The sequence below is a fragment of the Micromonospora sp. WMMD1274 genome, from assembly GCF_049179035.1.
Classification (GTDB): domain Bacteria; phylum Actinomycetota; class Actinomycetes; order Mycobacteriales; family Micromonosporaceae; genus Micromonospora; species Micromonospora tulbaghiae.
Genome location: NZ_JBMHMG010000001.1, coordinates 1,700,737 through 1,719,317 on the forward strand (window position 1 = coordinate 1,700,737; position 18,581 = coordinate 1,719,317).

The following is an 18,581-nucleotide window of genomic DNA, read 5'->3' on the forward strand; positions in this document are numbered from 1 at the left end:
CCACTCCGTCGATCTTGGAGTTGTGGCGCCCAGGATGTCCCGTGAGCGGAGTGTGCGAGGTGCCACAACTCCAAGATCGACGAGAAGCGCCCCCGAGTGCCAAGGGCGCGCCCCGGGAACGACGTGAGGCGGGCCCCGTCCGGGTGGACGGGACCCGCCTCGATCGTCACGCGCCTACGGTGCCGGCGCGAGGTGAGACAGCGGCTGTGTCAGCTGAGCCGGCCGGACGTCGCGCGGCGGCGACCCCGCAGGTGCATGCCCAGCAGGCCGACGCCGAGGATGGCGGCGGCCAGCAGGCCCGTGGTCACGCCCGTGGAGAGCGTGGGGCCGCCGGTGTTGCCGGAGGCGAGGACCATGCCGTTCTGCGACTCCTGCTGCGTGGTGTTGCCCGCCGGAGCGGCCTTCGGCTTCGGCTTGTCCTTGCCCTTGCCGTTGTCGGCACCGGCCGGCGCGGGGACCGGGGTCTGCGCCAGCGCCTGCGACGCCTGGGCGAAGGTCTCCGGGGTCACGTCCGGGGCGTTGCCCTGCGTACGCCACTGCTTGAGCTGCTTCATGCCCTTGCAGGCCGAGGGGTAGCGGTCGCAGTAGCTGGTGGTGTTGCCGATGCTCTCGGACGAGAGGACCGCCTTGGCGATGGCACGGGCGAGCGTGCTGGCACCGGCGTTGAAGATGGCGTTGAGCTGGCGGCTGTCGGCCGGGTCGTTGATCTGGAGCGCCTCGCCCTTGCCGGTGGACACGGCGAACACGGTGTCACCGTCGCCGAGCGTGTGGATCGGGCTGATCGCGCGGGCCATGCCGTCGTGCGCGTTGCCGGACATGCGCTGGGCGGCGGCCTTCTCCAGCGGGGCGTTGGTGGCCACCACGGCGATCGTGGTGTTGGCCGGCTGCTCGGCGGCGGCGGCCGGCGGGGTCGGCGGGTTGCACTCCTTCTTCTTGGGAGCCTTGTACCCGGCGAACTCGTCGCCGATGCCGTACTTGACGCCGTACAGGGTGCAGTCGGCCGGGTCGACCGGCGAGCCGGCCGGGTTGACGATCACCATCGCGCCGACGTAGATGCCGTCGCCGAGGTGGACGCTCGCGGTGCCGACGCCGCCGCGCATGCCGCCGCCACGGGCGCCGGTGCCGCCGCCGACGCCGCCCTGGCGGACCGGACCGTCCGAGGTGGCCTGAGCCGCGAGGTAACCCCACTCGGCGGACGTGCGGGCCTTCGGGTCGCCGCCGCGGCCGAGGTCGAAGATGTCAGCGGCCGGCACGATCGGGGCCACGCCTCCGGCGCCGACGCGTACGCCCTCGCCCCGGTCCTCCAGCCAGCGGATGATGCCGTTGGTGGCCGACAGCCCGTACATGCTGCTGCCGCCGAGCTGGATCGCGTTGACGCCCGGGTTCGAGTTGAGCGGGCTGAGCAGGTCGGTCTCCTTGGTGGCGGGGGCGCCACCACGCTGGTCCACACTCGCCACGGACATCTGCGGCATGTAGACGACCGAGGTGCCGGTCAGGTACGGAGCGGTGTCGGACTGGACCTGGCCGACCTGGATGCCGGGGACGTCGGTGATGGCGTTGTGGGCGCCCGGGGCGCCGGCGGCGGGGTTGGCCGACGCGGGCGACGCGACGAGCACGAGTCCCGGACAGACCAGGGCTGCCGCGGCGATCGCGGCGAATCTGGACGACTTCATGCAGCTTCTCCCATGTGAAGCGGTGCGACCTCCGCCCCGGTCCGGGGGCGGTCGATGCATTGGGCAACTGGTGGTCCCCCGTGGTACACGACGAGATGTGGGGGAGGCTACTGGTCAGACCAGTTGAAGGGAAGAGCCTGCTCAGCTGATGGCCGACTCGGATAATCCGAGGTCAGGCCACATCAGGCGGATTCAGAGCAATACGTCCACCATCGAGCGCTGCGCCTCCGGGACGTACTCGGCGTAGTAGCGGTGCAGTTCCTCGCGGGTCAGCCGGGTGACCTCGTCGGCCTCCCCGGCGCGCATCGCGTCGAGGACGCGGCGGTGGTGGGCCAGCGTGCGCTCCATCAGGGCCTCACGGTCCGGCGCCTCGGCCAGCTTGGTGGAGATCAGGTCCAGCACCATGCTCCGGACCGCGTCGAGGCAGAGCACGAGCAACTCGTTCCCGGACAGCCGGGCGACGTGCTCGTGGAAGCGGACGTCGGCCGCACTGAAGGCCTCGTAGCCGTCGGCCACCGCGTCGCGCATGCCCGCCAGCGCCTGCTCCAGCTCGTCCAACTCGGACGGTGACGCCATCCGGGCGGCGACGGAACCCGCAGCCGACTCGATGATCATCCGGAACTGGAGCAGCTCCGCCACGCCGAGCCGCCGGCTGTCCACGACCCGGGCGAACAGCTTGCGCATCGCCGAGGCGGTCGAGGCGATCACCTGCGGCCCGAGCGGGTCACCGGGGCGCGAGCGGATCAGGCCGCTGCTCTCCAGCACGCGCAGCGCCTCACGCACGGTGGACCGGCTGACGTCGAACTGCGTGGTCAGCTCGCGCTCGCTCGGCAGCCGGTCCCCCGGCCGCAGATCCCCGGCGGCGATCCGCTCCTCGACCTGCCGGACGATCCCCTCGTACGCCCTCACGGTGCGCACTGGAGCGAACGAGACACCCTTCGGCATGGCGAACCTCCCGACGCACGGCGGCCTCGCGCCGCTGTGAACAACGGTACGGGTCGTTGGCCCGTCGGACAGGGAGGGTCAGGCCGTGGGAGGCGGCGAGCCCATCGCCACGTCGTCGACCTTGATGTTGATCTCGTCGACCCGCAGGCCGTACGCCTCGACGGCGGACGCGACAGCGATGCGTACCTCGTCGGTCACCTGCGGAACCGGGTGGCCGGCCTCGATCACGAGGACCAGGTTGATCACGGCCGCGCCGTTGGTGACGTGGGCCGTGCAGCCCCGCCGGGCGTCGCCGACCTGGTCGAGCCCGACCCGGTCGAGCACCGCGTTGAAGAACCGGGCCACGTCGCCGCCCAGCTCGGCCACGCCGGGCACCCCTCGGGCGGCGGCCACCGCGATCTTCTCCACCACCTCGTCGGAGACGTGCGTGGTCCCGCCCGCCACCGCGTCCGGCGTCAGCTGAAGTTCCTGGGTCGCCTCGTCAGCCATGCTCTCCCACCCGTCGCACCGCCCCGCGCCGACGGCGTGGGGCGGTGCGAGCGTACTGGACGGAGGCGGTCCGCAGTGGACGGCCGCCGGGTTCAGCGCGCCCCGGCCGGCGCCGGCTCGCCGATCCCGTCCAGCCCGCCGGAGGCGCCCGGCACCGGGTGCGGCCCGCCGCCACCCGCTGCCTGCTCGCGTCGCCGGAGCCACCGGTCGACGCCGAGGTTGAGCAGCAGGCCGACCGCGGCCCAGACCGCCACGACGGCCAGGTTCCGCCCGACGCCGACCCCGCCGAAGTAGATCAGCGACCGGGCCGTGTCCACGGCGGCGGGCAGCGGCAGGACGCCCTGGAGCGTCCGGAAGAACTCCGGCACCATGTAGATCGACAGGCCACCGCCGGACGCGGGCACGCCGGCCATCATCAGCACCACCATCATCGGGATGATCGCGGCGAGGCCGAAGGTACGGGTGAACACGGCGGTCACCAGCGACACGGCGAAGATGGTGAGCGCGCCGAAGCCGATCATCTCCGGGGCGTGCCCGTTGACCGCGCCGATGATCACGTCGAACAGCAGCCACAGCCAGGTGGACATGCCGATCGCCCAGCCACCGAGGATCGGCAGGAACTGGCGCAGCCGCCGGATGTGCGGCGCCCCGCCGCGGAGCACTGCCAGCATCAGGAAGCCGGACATGATCCAGGACATGCCGACGTACAGGCTGTTGCTGCCCATCGTGTCGGTCTCGCTCAGCGGCGACACGTCGGTGACCGCCAGTGGCATCTGCTGCCCGGCCGCCACCTGCCGGAACATGGTCTGGACCATGGTGTGCTGGCTGGACCCGGCGGCCGAGGACGAGTACAGCACGGCCTCGCCGCCGGGCGTGGACGGCAGCACGTACGCGGCGACCAGGTCACGCGCGAGGATGCGCTCCCGGGCCTCGTCCACCGATGCGGCCACCGAGATGTCGGCGACGCCGTTCAGGCCCGCCCGCAGCCCGGCGGCGGCCCGCTCGGCCTGCTCCGGGACGGCGGCCACCACCGCGACCGGGATGTCGTGGGGCTCCGGCTTGTGCATGGAGAAGCTCATCAGGCCCACCACGACGACGAGGATGCTCAGCGGGAACGCCGCGACCGTCGCGTACCGGAACCGCTTGGACCGCGGCGGCCCGCCGGCGAGCGCGGGCAGCGGCGTGTCCGGGCCGTCGACCTGCGGCGCCTGCGGGATGGGCGCCCCACCGCGCTCCTTGAGCAGGCAGAGCGCCACGGCGGCCACGATCCACGCGGCGAGCGTCAGCAGGTGGACGCCGATGCCCCGGCCGTCGAAGTAGAGCGCCGACCGCAGCGCCTCGCCGGCCGCCGGCAGGGGCAGTACGCCGTGCAGGAACTGGAAGAACCCGGGCATCGTGTGGACCGGCAGCGCCAGGTTCGACGCGGGCATGCCGAACACGACGAAGAGCAGCATCCCGAGCAGGACCGCCAGCGGGCCCATCAGCTTGGTGAACAGCAGTTGGGCGAGACCGACGGCGGCGGTGGCGAGCACGCCGACACCGAGGAACGTGAGGTAGTGGCCGTCCACCGCGCCGACGACCGGGCCGAGGATCAGCCAGACGATCGTGCTGGTCAGCGCGGACCAGCCGGCGACCAGCGGGACGAACCGACGCAGGCGCAGCAGGTGGGGGGTGGCCATCAGGAGCAGGCTCAGCGGCACGTAGCCGGCGAGCATCATGCCCATCGCGGCGAACAGCACGGCGATGCCGGCCCGGTCCTCGTCGGGCAGCGCGGCGACCTCCTCGGTCGTGGCCGTCCACTGCTGCTGCACAGCGACCGGGGCGAGGAGCTGCTGGGCGGTGGCGGCGCCGGAGGCCCCGGCGGCCGACGCCGTGAAGATCGTCGCCTGGTCCGACCCGGCGGCCGGGAGTTGCAGCGCGCCGCTGATCTCCCGGTCCCGCAGCAGCTCGACCGCGGCGTCCCGGGACGTCACCAGCCGGGCCTCGACCGGCTCTCCCGGGGTGGCGTTGAGCGCGTCCACGACGCCCTGCGCCTGGGCGCCGCTGCCGACCACCGCCACCGGCATCTGCCGGGGGTGGGGCGAGTGCATCGTCGCCATGTAGGTCGCGAACATCATCGTGACCATGAGGAACGGCATGACGAAGAGGGCGACCGAGCGGATGATCCGCTCCTTGCGGTCGGCGGCGTTCGGCTCGGCGGTCGCCGGGTCGGTGGTGGACTGCACAGGCATGCTCCGGACTGGGTTCGCGGCCGCGTCGACGGCCAGAGTGTAAGTCAACTGACTTACGCAGTGTAGGTGACGCCGGCGCCGGACCACGAAACGACTAGGTTTGGCCTGCGCCACAGTCGCGCGGTCCACGAGGAGAGGTGCGGTCATGGCACGGTCGGAGGCAGCCCGCGTCGCGCTGCTCGACGCGGCCGAACGCCTGTTCGCCGAGGAGGGGATCGCCCAGGTCTCCGACCGCCGGGTGGCCGAGGTCGCGGGCAACACCAACCACTCCGCGGTGCGCTACTACTTCGGCGGCCGGGAGGGCCTGCTGCGGGCCCTGATCGCCCGGCACATGGACGCCCTCGCCGGACCCCGCCGGGCGATGCCCGAGCAGCCCGACTCGGTCCTCGGCGACGTACGCAGCCTCGTGCAGCCGTCCATGGCGGTGCTCGCGAGCCTGCCCCGGCCGAGCTGGCGGGCCCGTTTCCTCGCCCAGGCCCTGCACGACCCGACGCTGCGGGTGCTGATGCGCGAGGCGTTCGAGTCGGCCTTCGTCGACCTGCCGGTCCGCGCCTCACTGGCGTCCCGCCTGGCGCACCTCGATCCGGGGGTGGTGGCCGGCCGGGCGGCCCTGATCGCCCGCATCGTCATGACCGCCACCGCCGAGGTCGAGGCCCGCGCCGAACAGGACGGGCAGGACCCGCGCTGGCTGGACGTCGGGGACTTCCTCGCCGACGCCATCGCCGGCATGCTGGCGGCCCCGGTCAGCCGGGCCGGAACCGCCAACCCACTCACCGACGCGGAGCTCTGAGAGGCCGGCCGGGACGACCCGGCCGGCCGCGCCTCAGGAGCCGAGCTGGGAGATCAGTTCCTCCGCCGCCGCGTACGGGTCGATGGCGCCCTCGGCCACCTTGGCCGCGAGCGTCGGGAGCTGCGTACCGTCGCGCAGTGAGCCGATCCGGGCGCGCAGCGCGCCCAGCGCGATCGCCTCGATCTCGGCGGCGGCCCGCGCCTCCCGGCGGCGGCGCAGCTCGCCGTGGCGCTCCAGCCAGTCACGGTGCTTGTCGATCGCGGCGGCGATGTCGTCGATGCCCTCGCCGCGGGCGGCGATCGAGCGGACCACCTGCGGGCGCCACTCCCCCGGCCCGCGCTCGCCGAGCGCGATCATGCCCTGGATGTCACGGACGGTGGCGTCCGCGCCGTCCCGGTCGGCCTTGTTGACCACGAAGACGTCGGCGATCTCCAGGATGCCGGCCTTGACCGCCTGGATCGCGTCGCCCATGCCCGGCGCGAGCAGCACCAGCGTGGTGTCGGCCAGCGAGGCCACCTCCACCTCGGCCTGCCCGACGCCGACGGTCTCGACGAGCACCACGTCGCACCCGGCGCCCTCCAGCACGCGCACCGCCTGCGGCGTCGCCGCGGAGAGCCCGCCCAGGTGGCCCCGGCTGGACATCGAGCGGATGTAGACGCCCGGGTCGGTCGCGTGGTCCTGCATCCGGACCCGGTCACCGAGGATCGCGCCGCCGGTGAACGGGCTGGACGGGTCGATGGCCAGCACGCCGACCCGGTGACCGCGCGCCCGCAGCGCGCGTACCAGCTCGTTCGTGGTGGTCGACTTGCCCACGCCGGGCGAACCGGTCAGACCGACCACCTGGGCGTGCCCGGCGTACGGCGCGAGGGCCGCCGCGACCTGCGGCAGCACCTCGTCGCCGGACTCGACCAGCGTGATCAGCCGGGCCACCGCGCGGGGGTCACCCGCGCGGGCCCGTTCCACCAGCATGGGTACGTCCCGGCTGCGGCGCACCGGCCCGGAGGCCGCCGCCGGGGCGTTCTGTGCATCGTTCACAGGTATCAGCAATCAGCTCTCGGCGCCGTTCGGCACGTGGATGATCAGCGCGTCGCCCTGGCCGCCACCGCCGCAGAGCGCCGCCGCGCCGGTGCCGCCGCCGCGCCGCTTCAGCTCCATCGCGAGCGTGAGTACGAGGCGGGCGCCGGACATGCCGATCGGGTGGCCGAGTGCGATCGCGCCGCCGTTGACGTTGACCTTGTCGGGGCTGATGCCGAGGTCACGGGTGGACTGGATGCCCACCGCCGCGAACGCCTCGTTGATCTCGATGAGGTCGAGGTCCTCGATGCTCAGGCCGCCCTTCTTCAGGGCGTGGTTGATCGCGTTGGACGGCTGCGAGTGCAGGGAGTTGTCCGGGCCGGCCACGTTGCCGTGGGCGCCGATCTCGGCCAGCCAGGTCAGGCCCAGCTCCTTGGCCTTGGCCTTGCTCATCACGACCACGGCGGCCGCGCCGTCGGAGATCGGCGAGGAACTGCCGGCGGTGATGGTGCCGTCCTTGGTGAAGGCGGGACGCAGCTTGCCGAGCGACTCGGCGGTGGTGTCCGGGCGGATGCCCTCGTCCTCGCTGATCACCAGCGGGTCGCCCTTGCGCTGCGGGATGACCACCGGGGTGATCTCGTCGCCGAAGTGGCCGTTCTTCTGGGCGGCGGCGGCACGCTGGTGGCTGGCCGCGGAGAACGCGTCCTGCTCCTCGCGGGTGATGCCGTGCTTCGCGCCGTGCCGCTCGGTGGACTCGCCCATCGAGCAGCAGTCCCAGGCGTCGGTGAGGCCGTCGAGTGCCATGTGGTCCTTGACCGTCACGTCGCCGTACTTGTAGCCGGAGCGCTGCCCGAGCAGCAGGTGCGGGGCGTTGGTCATGGACTCCATGCCGCCGGCCACCACGACGTCGAACTCACCGGCCCGGATGAGCTGGTCGGCGAGCGCGATCGCGTCCAGCCCGGAGAGGCAGACCTTGTTGATGGTCAGCGCCGGGGTGGACATCGGGATGCCGGCCTCGACGGCCGCCTGCCGGGCCGGGATCTGCCCGGCGCCGGCCTGGAGCACCTGACCCATGATCACGTACTGGACCTGCTCGGGCGCGACGCCGGCGCGCTCCAGGGCCGCCTTGATCGCGATGCCACCGAGCCTGGTCGCGGGGAGGTCCTTGAGGTTGCCCAGCAGGCGCCCCATGGGGGTCCGCGCGCCGCTGACGATCACCGAAGCCATTGCCTGCCTCCGAGGGGTGCCGACCTGTACGCCTTAACGATTGTTAGGACGCACCATAGCGGCCGGGAGGAGATCGATGACGGTGACCCCGAGCACATCGGCGATTCGTTCTAGGTCGCCAAGGTCGATCTCACCGTCGCCCCGCATGCTGATCCTGCGGGAGGTCCAGGCGTCGCTGACGCCGAGCTGACGGGCGAGCCCGCCGCTGGTGATGCCCTTCCGTGCCATGACGGCGCGGATCTCCTCCGCGACTTTCGCGGAGAGTGCTGATCTGCCGGTTCCGACCGGTGTCGTCGTCATGACCTCAGTTTTACTCGCCCACAGAGTAAACGTCTACAGCCCTAACAAAGAATCTTGGCCTTCACACTTGACGCTTTACGCTTAGCGTAAGAGTCTTACTGCATGGCGTTCAGTTTTACTCATGCAGTTGCCTCCTCGGTCCGGGCGGAGATGGCCCGGCAGCGATGGACGCAGCAGCGGGTGGCCGACGCGGTCGGCATGTCCCAGCAGGCGCTGTCCGCGCGGTTGCGGGGCGTACGCCCGTTCGACACCTCCGAACTGGAGCGCATCGCTGTGGCCCTGAACGTGCCGGTCAGCAGCTTCCTGCCCACGCCGGAGCGCGCCGCATGACGCCCACCCCCGGCCCGTCAGGACCCCGGCCGACCGGCCCCGGTCCGCAGAGCCCGGGGCCGACACGGCCCAGCGGGCCGACGCCACCCACGCGGGCCTTCTCGCCCGCCTCACCCCACGGAGGGGATGACTGGAGATGACCGACACTCTGCGTCACAGCAACCTCACCGCCCTCGCGGCAGCCCTCAACGACCAGCGCACCCGCGCTCTGGACCTGGTGGTCCCGGCCCGGGAGATGACCTTCGACACCGGCGCTCTGCGGCTGCGTGACGCCCCACCGGTCCTGACCGACGACGGCGTCACCGACCCCAACGGCCGGTACACGCCCACCGGCGTCGGGGATGAGGGCATCGCGGAGAAGCTGAACATCCCGATCAAGTACCTGCGGCGGCTGCGCGCTGAGGCTCCGGACCTGTACGACGCCAACGTCAACGGCTGGCTGTCCCGCTCCACCGACTCCTACCTGGTGCGGCTACTGCGCGGCGACGCCGAGACGGTCGAGACGCGGGGCGTGCTGCGGGCGTTCCTGTCCGACCGGTACCGCACCATCGACAACTTCGACGTGCTACTGGCCGCGTTGCAGGGCATCCAGCGGACCTGCCAGACGATGCCGGACTTCTCGGCCGACCTCACCGACCGGCGCATGTACGTGCGGGTGACGCACCCGGGCGTCGCGGCGTACGCGCCGTCGCTGCTGGAGGGCTACCGGTCACCGTTCGACGGCCGCGACGTCGGTGACGGCTGGACCCCGCAGCGGGTCGCCCGCGCCGCCGGCGGGGAAGGGCAGGCCATCGCGGCCGGCGCGGAGCCGATCGTGTTCGCCGGGTTCGTGATCAGCAACTCGGAGACCGGCGGCGGCGCGTTCTCGATCACGCCCCGGCTGGTCGTGAAGGTGTGCAACAACGGCCTGACGATCACCGCCGACGCGCTGCGCGAGGTGCACATCGGCGGCCGGCTCGACACCGGTGTCATCCGCTGGTCAGCGGACACGCAGCGCAAGAGCCTCGACCTGGTCACCGCGCAGACCGCCGACGCGGTCGCGACCTTCCTGGACACCGACTACGTCAAGGCGAAGGTCGCCCAGCTGGAGGAGAAGGCCGGCACGCCGGTCAACGACGCGCAGGGCGTCATCACCACGGTCAGCAAGAAGCTCGGCTTCACCGAGGCGCAGCAGGCGACGATCCTCGACCACTTCATCCGGGGCGGGCAGGTCACCGCCGGGGGTGTCCTGCACGCGGTCACCTCGGCCGCGCAGACCCTCGCCGACGGTGACGCCGCCTGGGACATGGAGGCCGCCGCCCTGCCCGCGCTGGCTCTCGCCGCGCGCAGCGGGTGACCGCCTGCGGGGCCGGCGCGCAGTTCCGTGACGCCGGCCCCGCCCCCTGGCTGACCCCGCCGACGCATCCCCCTCTCGTGTTCCCGCAAACCTCCCCCGAAGGACGTGATCAGAGATGACCAAGGTCGCCCCCGTCGACGTCGTGTACGGGCAGCTCCCCGGCCCGGCCGACGACCCGATCAGTCCCGCCGCGCTCGCCGAGCAGACCGGCATGGGTTACTCCACCATCACCCGCCATCTGCGTGCCCTCGCCGCGGCGGGCCGCGCCGACAAGGTGGACCCGAGCGAGCGCGGCGCGTCGGTGCGGTGGTTCCGCACCGGCGCCGATGCGACCCCACAGACTCCGGCCCGTCAGGAACCGGTCCGACCGACCGCTGCCGCCCCACCTGACGGGCCGGGCCAGCACCCGCAGTCGCAAGCGGGTGACCCGGCCGACGCCCGGCCGGAAACCGCACCGCAGGCCGATTCGCGCGAGCCTGCGACGGAAGCCGACGCGGAGAATCGCGGCTCCGCCGAGGCAGGCGAGCCGGCTGGTCCGGCGGTGGAGCTTCCCTCGCCGCCGGACCAGCCGGACCCCCCGCAGGTCGTCGAGCTGAGCGACGAGCAATGGCGGGCCGCCGCGCTGCGCGGCCTGAACCGGCTCGGGTTGACGTTCGCGCAGCTGGCCGAGCAGGGCCGGGCCAGCCGGTTCGACGACACGGAGGCGCTGAAGCTGTGGCAGGTGCTGCGCGGCCCGACGCCCGGTGAGGTCTACAACCCGGAGACCGACCGGTTCGAGACGCTCACCCCGGCGCCCCCGGTGCCCGCGCCGCCCGCCTCCGGCGACGTCGCCGAGGTAGCGGAGTGGATGCAGTCGGCCCGTCCGGTGTCACCCGCCCCGGTGGACGTCGCGGCGCCGCCGCCTAACCGCCTCACCGAGGCCGAAGCCCGCGCGCTGACCGCGGAGATCCGCGCCCGGCTCACCGACCTGCTGCCGCTGATCAAGACGGCGTTCCAGCGGCGCGCCGACCTGGCGTTGGGCTACCCGTCGTGGGCGGCGTACTGCGACGCGGAGCTGCGCGGGCTGCGGATGCCGCTGGAGGAACGGCAGACCGCGACGGCTGCCCTGCACGCCGAGGGCATGTCGACGCGGGCGATCGCCGGGGCGTTAGGCACCTCCGACGCGACCGTGCGCCGGGATCTGCGGGACACAGGCGCGACGGATGACGCACCTGAGCGAGTGATCGGGCTGGACGGGAAGCGGTACGCGTCCACCCGGCCGACGACGGCTGCCGAGGCTGGCGACCTGGCCTCGGCAGATGCGGGCGGTGAGGGGCCGGACACGAGCGGCCCTGTTGACGCCTCCGCAGCCCCGGCCGCGTCCGTGGGGGCGGACGCGGCCGGGGTCTCCCCGCAGGTCGACACGGCCGCCGAGGGCTCCCACGACCCGGCCCCGGCGGATGAGGTGGACAGCGCGGCGGGCGAGACCCGGCCGCCGACCGGCGCCGCCTCAGCCCTCTCCCCAGCCGACCCGGCTGGGGAGGGGGCAACCCCCGACCCGTACATCGCCGATCCGGTCGAGCGGGCTGCGTGGGTCGCGGAGAACACCTCCGGCTACGTGCGGGTGATCGACGGGGAGTCCGTGGAGACGACAGCCGTCGACCCGCACGACCCGGGACCGGTGCCCGAGCCGCCCGCCCCCGACGCGGTGCTGCGCGACCGGATCGAGAACGCCCTCACCCAGATCGACACGCACATCGGTGACCTGGCCACCTGGCTGCACCAGGCAGGCGACCACGCTCCGGCGTGGAAGCACGCGGTACGGACGCAGCGCCAGTCGCTGGATCAGCTCATCCGCCGTCTTGACGACATCGACGGCTGACAGATCCCGGTGCGGGCGTCCGCGACGTAGGACTCCGGACGCCCGCGCCGGCCAACAGAACCGGGAGGCATCCTCTCATGACCCAGCAGTCCATCCCGCCGCCGCCCGTCGGCACGATCCGCCTCACCGAGCAGAACACGCTGGAGGCCCGGCCGCCCGTCTGTGACCGGCACCCGTCGGCCACCGCGCTGGTGATGGTCGAGTCCCCGCAGTACGCCGGCCACCGCTACGGCACCCCAGCCGACGGCCCGAAACAGCAGCTGACCCTGTGTGGGCACTGCTACGAGCAGCACGCCCTGGTTCTCGACCTCGGCGGATGGTCGGTGGTCGCCGACACCCGGCCCCGCCTGTACGCGGAGGAAGACGCACGCCGGCGGAGGTGGGCGCGGTGAACAGCAGCAGTCGGCCCCGTCCGACACGCCCGTTCACCGCACCCCGTCCCGCCGGCCGGCCAGCCCCGGCCCGTCGGGCACGCCGTGCCCTCGGACGCGCCGGGGCGACGGCCGCGACGGTGGCCGCGAGCACCACCGCCGTGGTGTGGCTTGCCGCGCACGGACGGTTTGCGCAGGCCAGTATCGCCACCTTCGTCATCGTCGCCTACCTGGCGGTGGAGGTGGCGCTGTTCCTGCACCGTCACCCGGTCCAGCGACCCACCACCGCTGGTCCTCTCGCGGACTACACCCCGCAGACCGTCGACCGGCATCAGCAGTGGTGGGAGGCGACCCACCGATGACCAGCTACCCGACGACAGTGTGCGGGTCGTGCAAACAGCCGGTGATCTGGACGGTCACCGACAAGAGCAAGCGGATGCCCGTCGACGCGCAGCCCACCGCGGACGGGACGGTCGCGCTGACCGTCGCCGGCAGTCAGGTCCGGTCCCGGGTGGTGGAGGCCAAGTTCCGGTTCGGCCGCCGGGACCTGCACAAGGCCCACTTCAGCAGTTGCCCGCAGGCGAAGACGTGGAGGCGGCGATGACCGCGACGAACGGGCCGGTGACGTTCCCGCCGACGGTGGTCGCGGCCTCCGGCTGCCCGCACTACGTCACCACCGCGCCCGGTGCCACGCGGTGCCGCTGGTGCACCGTGCGCCCCCTGGCACCGGCCCGCACCCTCCGGCGAGGTGGCCGCCGTGTTGCGTAGCCGCCTCACCGCAGCACTGAACGCCCGCCGCGACAACGACGTGGTCGCCGACGTCGGCGGCTGCCGGGTGCCGGTTGTCGCCGTCGACTACTGCCCCCTCGGCGACCAGATCGTGCTGCGGCTCGACCCCGACGAACTAGCCGCCGTCCTCGACGCGGCGGCCGAACCGACCGACCCGGAAGGGAACGGCAATGAGTGACACCGTGACCGTACTGCCGCCGGACACCCCGGCCGCCGACATCCTCACCGCCGCTGCCGACGTCATCGCGCAGCGCGGCAAGTGCGAGGGCGCATACACCGACCGGCAGGGCCGGGTGTGCGCGCTGGGGGCGCTGCGGCTGGTCCTCACTGGCGAGGCCGAGCCGCGGCCGTTCGCCCCCGGTGACCGTGACCGGCAGGTCGCGTACATCGACGCCTTCACGGCCCTCGGCCGGCATCTGGAGGCCGTCGATGCCAACGCGCCCGCGATCTACGAGTGGTCGGACGCGTCGACGCAGGACCAGGTAGTGGCCGCGATGCGCGCCGCGGCCGACCGTGCGCGGGTGACCCGGTGAAACCGAAGATGGTCGTGCCGTTGACCAACGGCGACGCGAAGAAAGCCGTCGCCCGGTTCGGGCGGTCGCCCCGGGTGCCCGCGGTGCCGCTGCTGCCGGTCGGCCCGCCCGAAGATGTGTGGCTGGCCGCCCGGCGGGCCGGACCGGACGGCTACCGGGTCGGCGCGTCGGAGCTGGCCGCCGTGCTGGGGATCTCCCCGTACGCGTCCCCGTTCTCCCTGTGGTGGTCGAAACAGGACGGCTGGGACGCGGAACCGGCCAGCCGCCGGCAGCGCTACGGCCACGCGGTGGAGGACGGCATCGCCGGCCTGTTCGGCGAGGACCACCCGGAGCTGCTGGTGTGCCGTCCCGGCGCCGGTCTGTGGGGGCATCCCGTCGAGCGGTGGCTGGTGGCAACGCCCGACTTCCTCGCGGTCGCCGCCGACGCGCCGCTGTGCAGCCACGGCGGCGACTGCCTGGTCCACCGGGACGCCGCAGGGCTGCACAACTTCGACGACCAGGGCGGCGTGCACGTCGAGCCGGTGGAGTGCAAGGGGCTGGCACTGGACACCCCGCTGCCGACACCGACCGGATGGACGACCATGCGCGCGGTGCAAGTCGGTAACGAGCTCTTCGATGCCGCTGGCCGCCCGTGCCGGGTCACAGCCAAGTCCGAGGTTCGGTACGTCGACTGCTACCGCATCGTCTTCGACGACGGCTCCTCGGTCGTCTGCGACGCCGACCACCGGTGGGTCGTCTCCACCGGGCAGAACCAACGCCAGCACCCTGCGGTACTCGACGCCCGCACCATTGCCCGGACGCTGCGCGGCACCGATCGGAAACGGCAGCACCGGGTGCCGCTGGCCGGCCTGCTGGAGCTACCAGAGATCCCGCTGCCGGTGGAGCCGTACACCCTCGGCTGCTGGTTGGGCGACGGGTCGACGGCGACCGGACGGATCACCAGCGCCGACCCGGAGCTCTACGACCTGGTCCACGCGGCCAGCGGGCTGGCGATTGGTCAGGACATCGGCCCGGGACAAAGGTGTCCCACGCGCACCGTCCACGGTCTGCGGACGCAGCTGCGGGCGGTTGACCTGCTGGGACACAAGCACGTCCCGGACATCTACCTGCGGGCGTCCGCTGGCCAGCGGTTGGCGCTGTTGCAGGGGCTGATGGACACGGACGGCACGTGGGCAGCCCAACGGCACCAGGCAGTGTTCGTCTCAACCGTCAAGGCCCTAGCGCTGGCGGTCGAGGAACTTGCGGCAAGCCTCGGGGAACGACCGGTGATGGTCGAGGTGGAGGCCAGCGGGTTCGGCACGACCACGACTGCATGGCGGGTGCAGTGGCGGCCCGTCCGGTATAACCCGTTCCGCCTGTCCCGCAAGGCCGTGCGTGTCACCCTCGCTGGTCCCGGAGGGCAGTCGCACCGCCGGATGATCGTGGAGGTTCGGGCCGTCCCGACTGTCCCCACGCAGTGCGTCGTCGTTGATTCTCCCGACCACACCTACCTGTGCACCGAGCGGATGATCCCGACGCACAACAGCGACGACGGCGGTAAGGGCTGGGGCAAGCCCGGCACCGACCAGGTGCCCGCGCATCACCGGGTGCAGCTGCTGGTGCAGTGCGAAATCCTCGGCGCGCCGCGTGGCTGGCTGGTCCGCAAGGAACACGCCTACGTCGTGGAGTACGACGACGCGGCCCGCGCCGAGATGAAGGCGTGGCTCGCCGAGGGCCGGTCGTTCGTCGTGTCGCTGGAGACGGGCATCAGCCCGGACATCGACGGCCACGAGGCGACCACCGACACCCTCACCCAGCTGCACCCGGCGGTCGAGGAAGGCGCCGAGGAACCGATCCCGGCCGCGCTGGCCGCGGAGTTCCGGGCCGCCCTGGACGCCCTGGACGCGGCGAAGACCCGGGCCGAGGAAGCGAAGAACCGGCTGCGGGACCGGATGGGCGCGGCGCAGTTCGCCGTCGACGCCGACGGCCGCCGCATCGCCCAACGGCTGATCTACAAGCGCCGCGCCTATGAGGTGCCCGCCGGGATGGTCGACCAACTCAGGAGGACGAAGTGAGGAACGCGAGAGGAAAGGTGCGCATCACCCGCCGGCGTAACGGCGCGGAGGTGGCCGGGGTGGCCGAGAGCCGCCGGACGCCGCGGGCCGGGATGCGGTTGCCGCACCGGCTGGACCCGGCGGTGGCGTCCCGGCTCGCCGGGGCCCGCGCCCGCCACGCCTGCGGCCTGGACTACGTGGCGCGGCTGGGGGTCTACCAGGAGCAGAACGGCCCGCCCTACACCCTGACGGCCCGCCAGCGGCGGCGGCTGAACCACAAGGCCGGCCATCAGGAGGCGCAGGCCCGAGGCGCGATCCTCCGCCGCGCGGGGCTGCCGAGGGCGGGCGTGGTCGACGCCCGCTATGTCGACGACCCGTGGCGGGGAGGTGCCAGTGATGCCCGGTGACGACCGGCAGGCGCAGTGGCAGTGGGCGAGACGGCGGCGCACCAGCCGTAAGCAGCGTCGGCAGCTGGCCCGGCTGCGGCGCATCCGCGACGACGTGGCCGCGAAGGGCGGTGGCCGTCGTGGAGACCGAGCGGCGTGACCTGAGCCCCGAGGTGGTGCGGGTGCGCCTGGTGGTCGTGCTGGAGCGCATCGGCCCGATCCGCAAGGACCGGTCGACGGTGGTCACCGCGCTGCGGCGGCTGCTGTGCCGGCAGCACACGGTGTGGGCCGGCACGGACATCAAGCAGACGGCCTACCGGGTCGTGTCGATCGAGGAGGAGGAAACCAGCGATGTCGGATGAGGTAACGAAGACCGCCGGCACGGACGTCGCGGTCAAGAAGAAGGGCACCCTGTCCGATTTCATCGCCAGCTACGAGGGCGACTTCGCCGCGGTGGTGCCCCGGCACGTCAACGTGGAGGCGTTCGTCGGCCTGGCCGCCGCCTATGTGCGCCGCGACCAGTTCCTGCGGGCCGCGGCCAGCGCCAACCCGGCGTCGCTGATCCTGGCGTTGCGGGAGTGCGCGGCGCTGGGACACGTGCCGACGCCGAAGGTGTTCGCGCTGACCGCGTTCAACGACCGCAACGCCCCGGGCGGCAAACGGATCGTCGGGATCGAGACGTACCACGGGGTCATCGAGCGGATGTTCCGCGGCGGCGGGGTGCAGGCCGTGCACGTGGAGGTCGGCCGGGAGAACGACCCGGTGCTGCGGTTCAACAGCACCCGCGACCGCCTGCCGGTGCACGAGTACGACGAGTTCGCCGCCCCGGAGGACCGCGGACCGCTCAAGGCGGTGTACGCGTGGGCGACGCTGATGGGCGGCGCCACGTCGCAGGTGATCTGGCTGAACCGGCACGACGTGGCCCGCATCCGCGCCATGTCGAAGTCGATCAACCCGCGTAACGGGCCGCCGGGCGGCAACTTCTGGGGACCGCCGTGGCCGGATGAGGGACCGAACACGGTGCCGATGTGGAAGAAGTCGGCGCTGCACCGGCTGGAGACGTTCGTGCCCACCTCTGCCGAGTACCGGTGGCAGGTCGCGTCGTCGGAGGCGGGCGCGTCCAGGGGCTTCACCGGCATCCCGGACCGGCCGGTGCGGGAGTTCGGTCCGTCGCCGGACGACGTGGTCGACGCGGAGCTGATCGACGAGCCGGCCGGCCCCGCCGACCCGGGCGGCCCGGACTGGTCGGACGTCGAGACCCGCCAGCCCGGATCGGGGGCACCGGCGTGATCGACGATTGGACGGTCACCGACTCGTTCGGGCAGACCCGCACCTTCACCGACAAGGGGCCTGCGTGCGCATACGCGGTGCGTAACGCCCGCGCCGACAAGGCCACGGTGGTCATCGGACCCGACGGTGAACGCACCCTGGTGCTGCGGATCGACCCGGCGGTGGAGGTCCACGCCGTGCGGCGGCTGACCGGCTGGGGGACGACCGCATGACCTACCTGGTGATCGACCCCGACGGTGCGCTGCACGTCCGGGACCGGCCGCCGACCCTCGACGCGATCAACGCGGAAGTCGGCGACGGCGGCACCGACCGGGTGCCCCTCGGCGTGAACGCCCGCGGGTTCGTCAACGACGTCGGCCACCTCGCCGGGCTGCCCCGCAACGTGGTCGGGTCGCTGCTGCTCATGTGCTGCGGCGCCGCGCACCAGCCCTACGCCGGTCCCGTCGTGGTCGTCGGCTGGGACCGGCACGCGTGGGACGGCGTCGAGATCCGGTCGCTGCCGCCGGAGGTGCTGGAGGCGCTGCGCGGCCTGCACACCGACATCCGCACGGTCGTCGACGGCGGTGTCCCCCGCAACCGGTGCGACCCGCTGTGGGTCGCGCAGGTGCGCGAGGCCGCCGCGTTCGTCGCCGTCGCGGACACCCCGACCATCACGATCCGCCGAGGACTGCCGACATGACCGACCCGCACTACTCCCGCGCCTACCTGGCGCAGCCGCACATCCAGGCCGTCGTCGACCAGCGGCGCGCCGAGGTGTCCGACCTCGCCGGGCAGGTCCGCCGGCACCGCGACGACGGCTGCCCGGCCATGTCGGCGTGCCCCGGCACGGCCGTGACCGGCCACCTGGCGGGCATGTGCGACCACCACCGGTTCGACCTGCTGGTGGCCGCGCTGATCCTGCTGGCCGAGAAGAACGCCGAGGTCCGGTCGCTGCGCGGGCAGCTCGGCAGCCAGGGGGCCGTGTGAAGGCCCGGTCGTGCTGC

24 protein-coding genes are annotated in these 18,581 nt (G+C 72.7%); 17 read left to right on the forward strand and 7 right to left on the reverse strand.

The features are described from left to right. Positions 1-209: 209 nt before the first annotated feature. The 4 genes from ACN27D_RS07545 to ACN27D_RS07560 all read right to left on the reverse strand — a co-directional run bounded on the left by ACN27D_RS07545 (position 210) and on the right by ACN27D_RS07560 (position 5,338). Positions 210-1,673: a P1 family peptidase gene (locus ACN27D_RS07545; RefSeq protein ID WP_121686412.1), complete on the reverse strand. Its 1,464-nt coding sequence runs from the start codon at positions 1,671-1,673 to the stop codon at positions 210-212. 192 nt (positions 1,674-1,865) lie between these two features. Further along, positions 1,866-2,582 (reverse strand): FadR/GntR family transcriptional regulator, encoded by a 717-nt coding sequence (locus ACN27D_RS07550; protein ID WP_252450526.1) that lies wholly within the window; start codon positions 2,580-2,582, stop codon positions 1,866-1,868. A 114-nt stretch (positions 2,583-2,696) separates the two neighbouring features. Then, the gene (locus ACN27D_RS07555) at positions 2,697-3,107 is read right to left on the reverse strand and encodes an Asp23/Gls24 family envelope stress response protein (RefSeq protein ID WP_121686410.1); all 411 of its coding nucleotides are present in this window, start codon (positions 3,105-3,107) and stop codon (positions 2,697-2,699) included. A gap of 92 nt (positions 3,108-3,199) precedes the next feature. Further along, on the reverse strand, positions 3,200-5,338 hold the full coding sequence (locus tag ACN27D_RS07560) for an ABC transporter permease (protein ID WP_421498842.1): 2,139 nt from the start codon (positions 5,336-5,338) through the stop codon (positions 3,200-3,202). A 145-nt stretch (positions 5,339-5,483) separates the two neighbouring features. Here ACN27D_RS07560 and ACN27D_RS07565 point away from each other — a divergent pair, with 145 nt between their 5' ends. Beyond that, positions 5,484-6,128 carry a TetR/AcrR family transcriptional regulator gene (locus ACN27D_RS07565; RefSeq protein WP_120573449.1) on the forward strand — a complete coding sequence of 215 codons (645 nt, stop codon included), beginning with the start codon at positions 5,484-5,486 and terminating at the stop codon, positions 6,126-6,128. Positions 6,129-6,161: 33 nt separating this feature from the next. Here the strand turns inward: ACN27D_RS07565 and meaB are convergent, their stop codons facing one another. Genes meaB through ACN27D_RS07580 form a run of 3 tightly spaced genes read right to left on the reverse strand, consistent with a single transcriptional unit; the run spans position 6,162 to position 8,669 of the window. Continuing rightward, complete coding sequence (gene meaB, locus ACN27D_RS07570; RefSeq protein ID WP_374668498.1) at positions 6,162-7,163, reverse strand: methylmalonyl Co-A mutase-associated GTPase MeaB; 1,002 nt, start codon at positions 7,161-7,163, stop codon at positions 6,162-6,164. 12 nt (positions 7,164-7,175) lie between these two features. Continuing rightward, on the reverse strand, positions 7,176-8,369 hold the full coding sequence (locus tag ACN27D_RS07575; RefSeq protein ID WP_120573447.1) for an acetyl-CoA C-acetyltransferase: 1,194 nt from the start codon (positions 8,367-8,369) through the stop codon (positions 7,176-7,178). Positions 8,370-8,402: 33 nt separating this feature from the next. Beyond that, complete coding sequence (locus ACN27D_RS07580) at positions 8,403-8,669, reverse strand: helix-turn-helix domain-containing protein (protein ID WP_120573446.1); 267 nt, start codon at positions 8,667-8,669, stop codon at positions 8,403-8,405. A 102-nt stretch (positions 8,670-8,771) separates the two neighbouring features. Here ACN27D_RS07580 and ACN27D_RS07585 point away from each other — a divergent pair, with 102 nt between their 5' ends. From ACN27D_RS07585 to ACN27D_RS07660, 16 genes are all read left to right on the forward strand, one after another. Continuing rightward, positions 8,772-8,999 (forward strand): helix-turn-helix domain-containing protein, encoded by a 228-nt coding sequence (locus ACN27D_RS07585; RefSeq protein ID WP_358174946.1) that lies wholly within the window; start codon positions 8,772-8,774, stop codon positions 8,997-8,999. Between the two features lie 136 nt (positions 9,000-9,135). Beyond that, positions 9,136-10,335 carry a DUF932 domain-containing protein gene (locus tag ACN27D_RS07590; protein WP_358174943.1) on the forward strand — a complete coding sequence of 400 codons (1,200 nt, stop codon included), beginning with the start codon at positions 9,136-9,138 and terminating at the stop codon, positions 10,333-10,335. A gap of 115 nt (positions 10,336-10,450) precedes the next feature. After that, positions 10,451-12,196 carry a hypothetical protein gene (locus ACN27D_RS07595; RefSeq protein WP_358174940.1) on the forward strand — a complete coding sequence of 582 codons (1,746 nt, stop codon included), beginning with the start codon at positions 10,451-10,453 and terminating at the stop codon, positions 12,194-12,196. A 77-nt stretch (positions 12,197-12,273) separates the two neighbouring features. After that, the gene (locus ACN27D_RS07600) at positions 12,274-12,588 is read left to right on the forward strand and encodes a hypothetical protein (protein ID WP_358174936.1); all 315 of its coding nucleotides are present in this window, start codon (positions 12,274-12,276) and stop codon (positions 12,586-12,588) included. Positions 12,589-12,707: 119 nt separating this feature from the next. Further along, positions 12,708-12,929, forward strand: coding sequence for a hypothetical protein (locus ACN27D_RS07605; RefSeq protein ID WP_358174933.1), 222 nt, complete (start codon positions 12,708-12,710; stop codon positions 12,927-12,929). Then, positions 12,926-13,171, forward strand: coding sequence for a hypothetical protein (locus ACN27D_RS07610; RefSeq protein ID WP_358174930.1), 246 nt, complete (start codon positions 12,926-12,928; stop codon positions 13,169-13,171). Before ACN27D_RS07605 ends, ACN27D_RS07610 begins: the two co-directional genes overlap by 4 nt. 153 nt (positions 13,172-13,324) lie before the next feature. Beyond that, entirely contained in the window at positions 13,325-13,534 is a 210-nt protein-coding gene (locus ACN27D_RS07615) for a hypothetical protein (protein WP_162959336.1), read from the forward strand. After that, the gene (locus ACN27D_RS07620; protein ID WP_358174927.1) at positions 13,527-13,889 is read left to right on the forward strand and encodes a DUF6197 family protein; all 363 of its coding nucleotides are present in this window, start codon (positions 13,527-13,529) and stop codon (positions 13,887-13,889) included. The genes ACN27D_RS07615 and ACN27D_RS07620 overlap by 8 nt, the downstream gene beginning before the upstream one ends. Further along, positions 13,886-15,943, forward strand: coding sequence for a YqaJ viral recombinase family protein (locus ACN27D_RS07625; RefSeq protein ID WP_358174924.1), 2,058 nt, complete (start codon positions 13,886-13,888; stop codon positions 15,941-15,943). The genes ACN27D_RS07620 and ACN27D_RS07625 overlap by 4 nt, the downstream gene beginning before the upstream one ends. Beyond that, complete coding sequence (locus tag ACN27D_RS07630) at positions 15,940-16,329, forward strand: hypothetical protein (protein ID WP_358174921.1); 390 nt, start codon at positions 15,940-15,942, stop codon at positions 16,327-16,329. Before ACN27D_RS07625 ends, ACN27D_RS07630 begins: the two co-directional genes overlap by 4 nt. Then, the gene (locus tag ACN27D_RS07635) at positions 16,319-16,468 is read left to right on the forward strand and encodes a hypothetical protein (RefSeq protein WP_162959332.1); all 150 of its coding nucleotides are present in this window, start codon (positions 16,319-16,321) and stop codon (positions 16,466-16,468) included. The genes ACN27D_RS07630 and ACN27D_RS07635 overlap by 11 nt, the downstream gene beginning before the upstream one ends. Further along, positions 16,449-16,670: a hypothetical protein gene (locus ACN27D_RS07640; protein ID WP_358174917.1), complete on the forward strand. Its 222-nt coding sequence runs from the start codon at positions 16,449-16,451 to the stop codon at positions 16,668-16,670. The genes ACN27D_RS07635 and ACN27D_RS07640 overlap by 20 nt, the downstream gene beginning before the upstream one ends. Continuing rightward, the gene (locus tag ACN27D_RS07645; RefSeq protein ID WP_358174914.1) at positions 16,660-17,598 is read left to right on the forward strand and encodes a recombinase RecT; all 939 of its coding nucleotides are present in this window, start codon (positions 16,660-16,662) and stop codon (positions 17,596-17,598) included. Before ACN27D_RS07640 ends, ACN27D_RS07645 begins: the two co-directional genes overlap by 11 nt. Then, positions 17,595-17,810 carry a hypothetical protein gene (locus ACN27D_RS07650; RefSeq protein WP_358174911.1) on the forward strand — a complete coding sequence of 72 codons (216 nt, stop codon included), beginning with the start codon at positions 17,595-17,597 and terminating at the stop codon, positions 17,808-17,810. Before ACN27D_RS07645 ends, ACN27D_RS07650 begins: the two co-directional genes overlap by 4 nt. Further along, positions 17,807-18,277 (forward strand): DUF3846 domain-containing protein, encoded by a 471-nt coding sequence (locus tag ACN27D_RS07655; RefSeq protein WP_358174908.1) that lies wholly within the window; start codon positions 17,807-17,809, stop codon positions 18,275-18,277. Before ACN27D_RS07650 ends, ACN27D_RS07655 begins: the two co-directional genes overlap by 4 nt. Beyond that, positions 18,274-18,564 (forward strand): hypothetical protein, encoded by a 291-nt coding sequence (locus ACN27D_RS07660; protein ID WP_358174905.1) that lies wholly within the window; start codon positions 18,274-18,276, stop codon positions 18,562-18,564. Before ACN27D_RS07655 ends, ACN27D_RS07660 begins: the two co-directional genes overlap by 4 nt. Positions 18,565-18,581 lie beyond the last annotated feature (17 nt).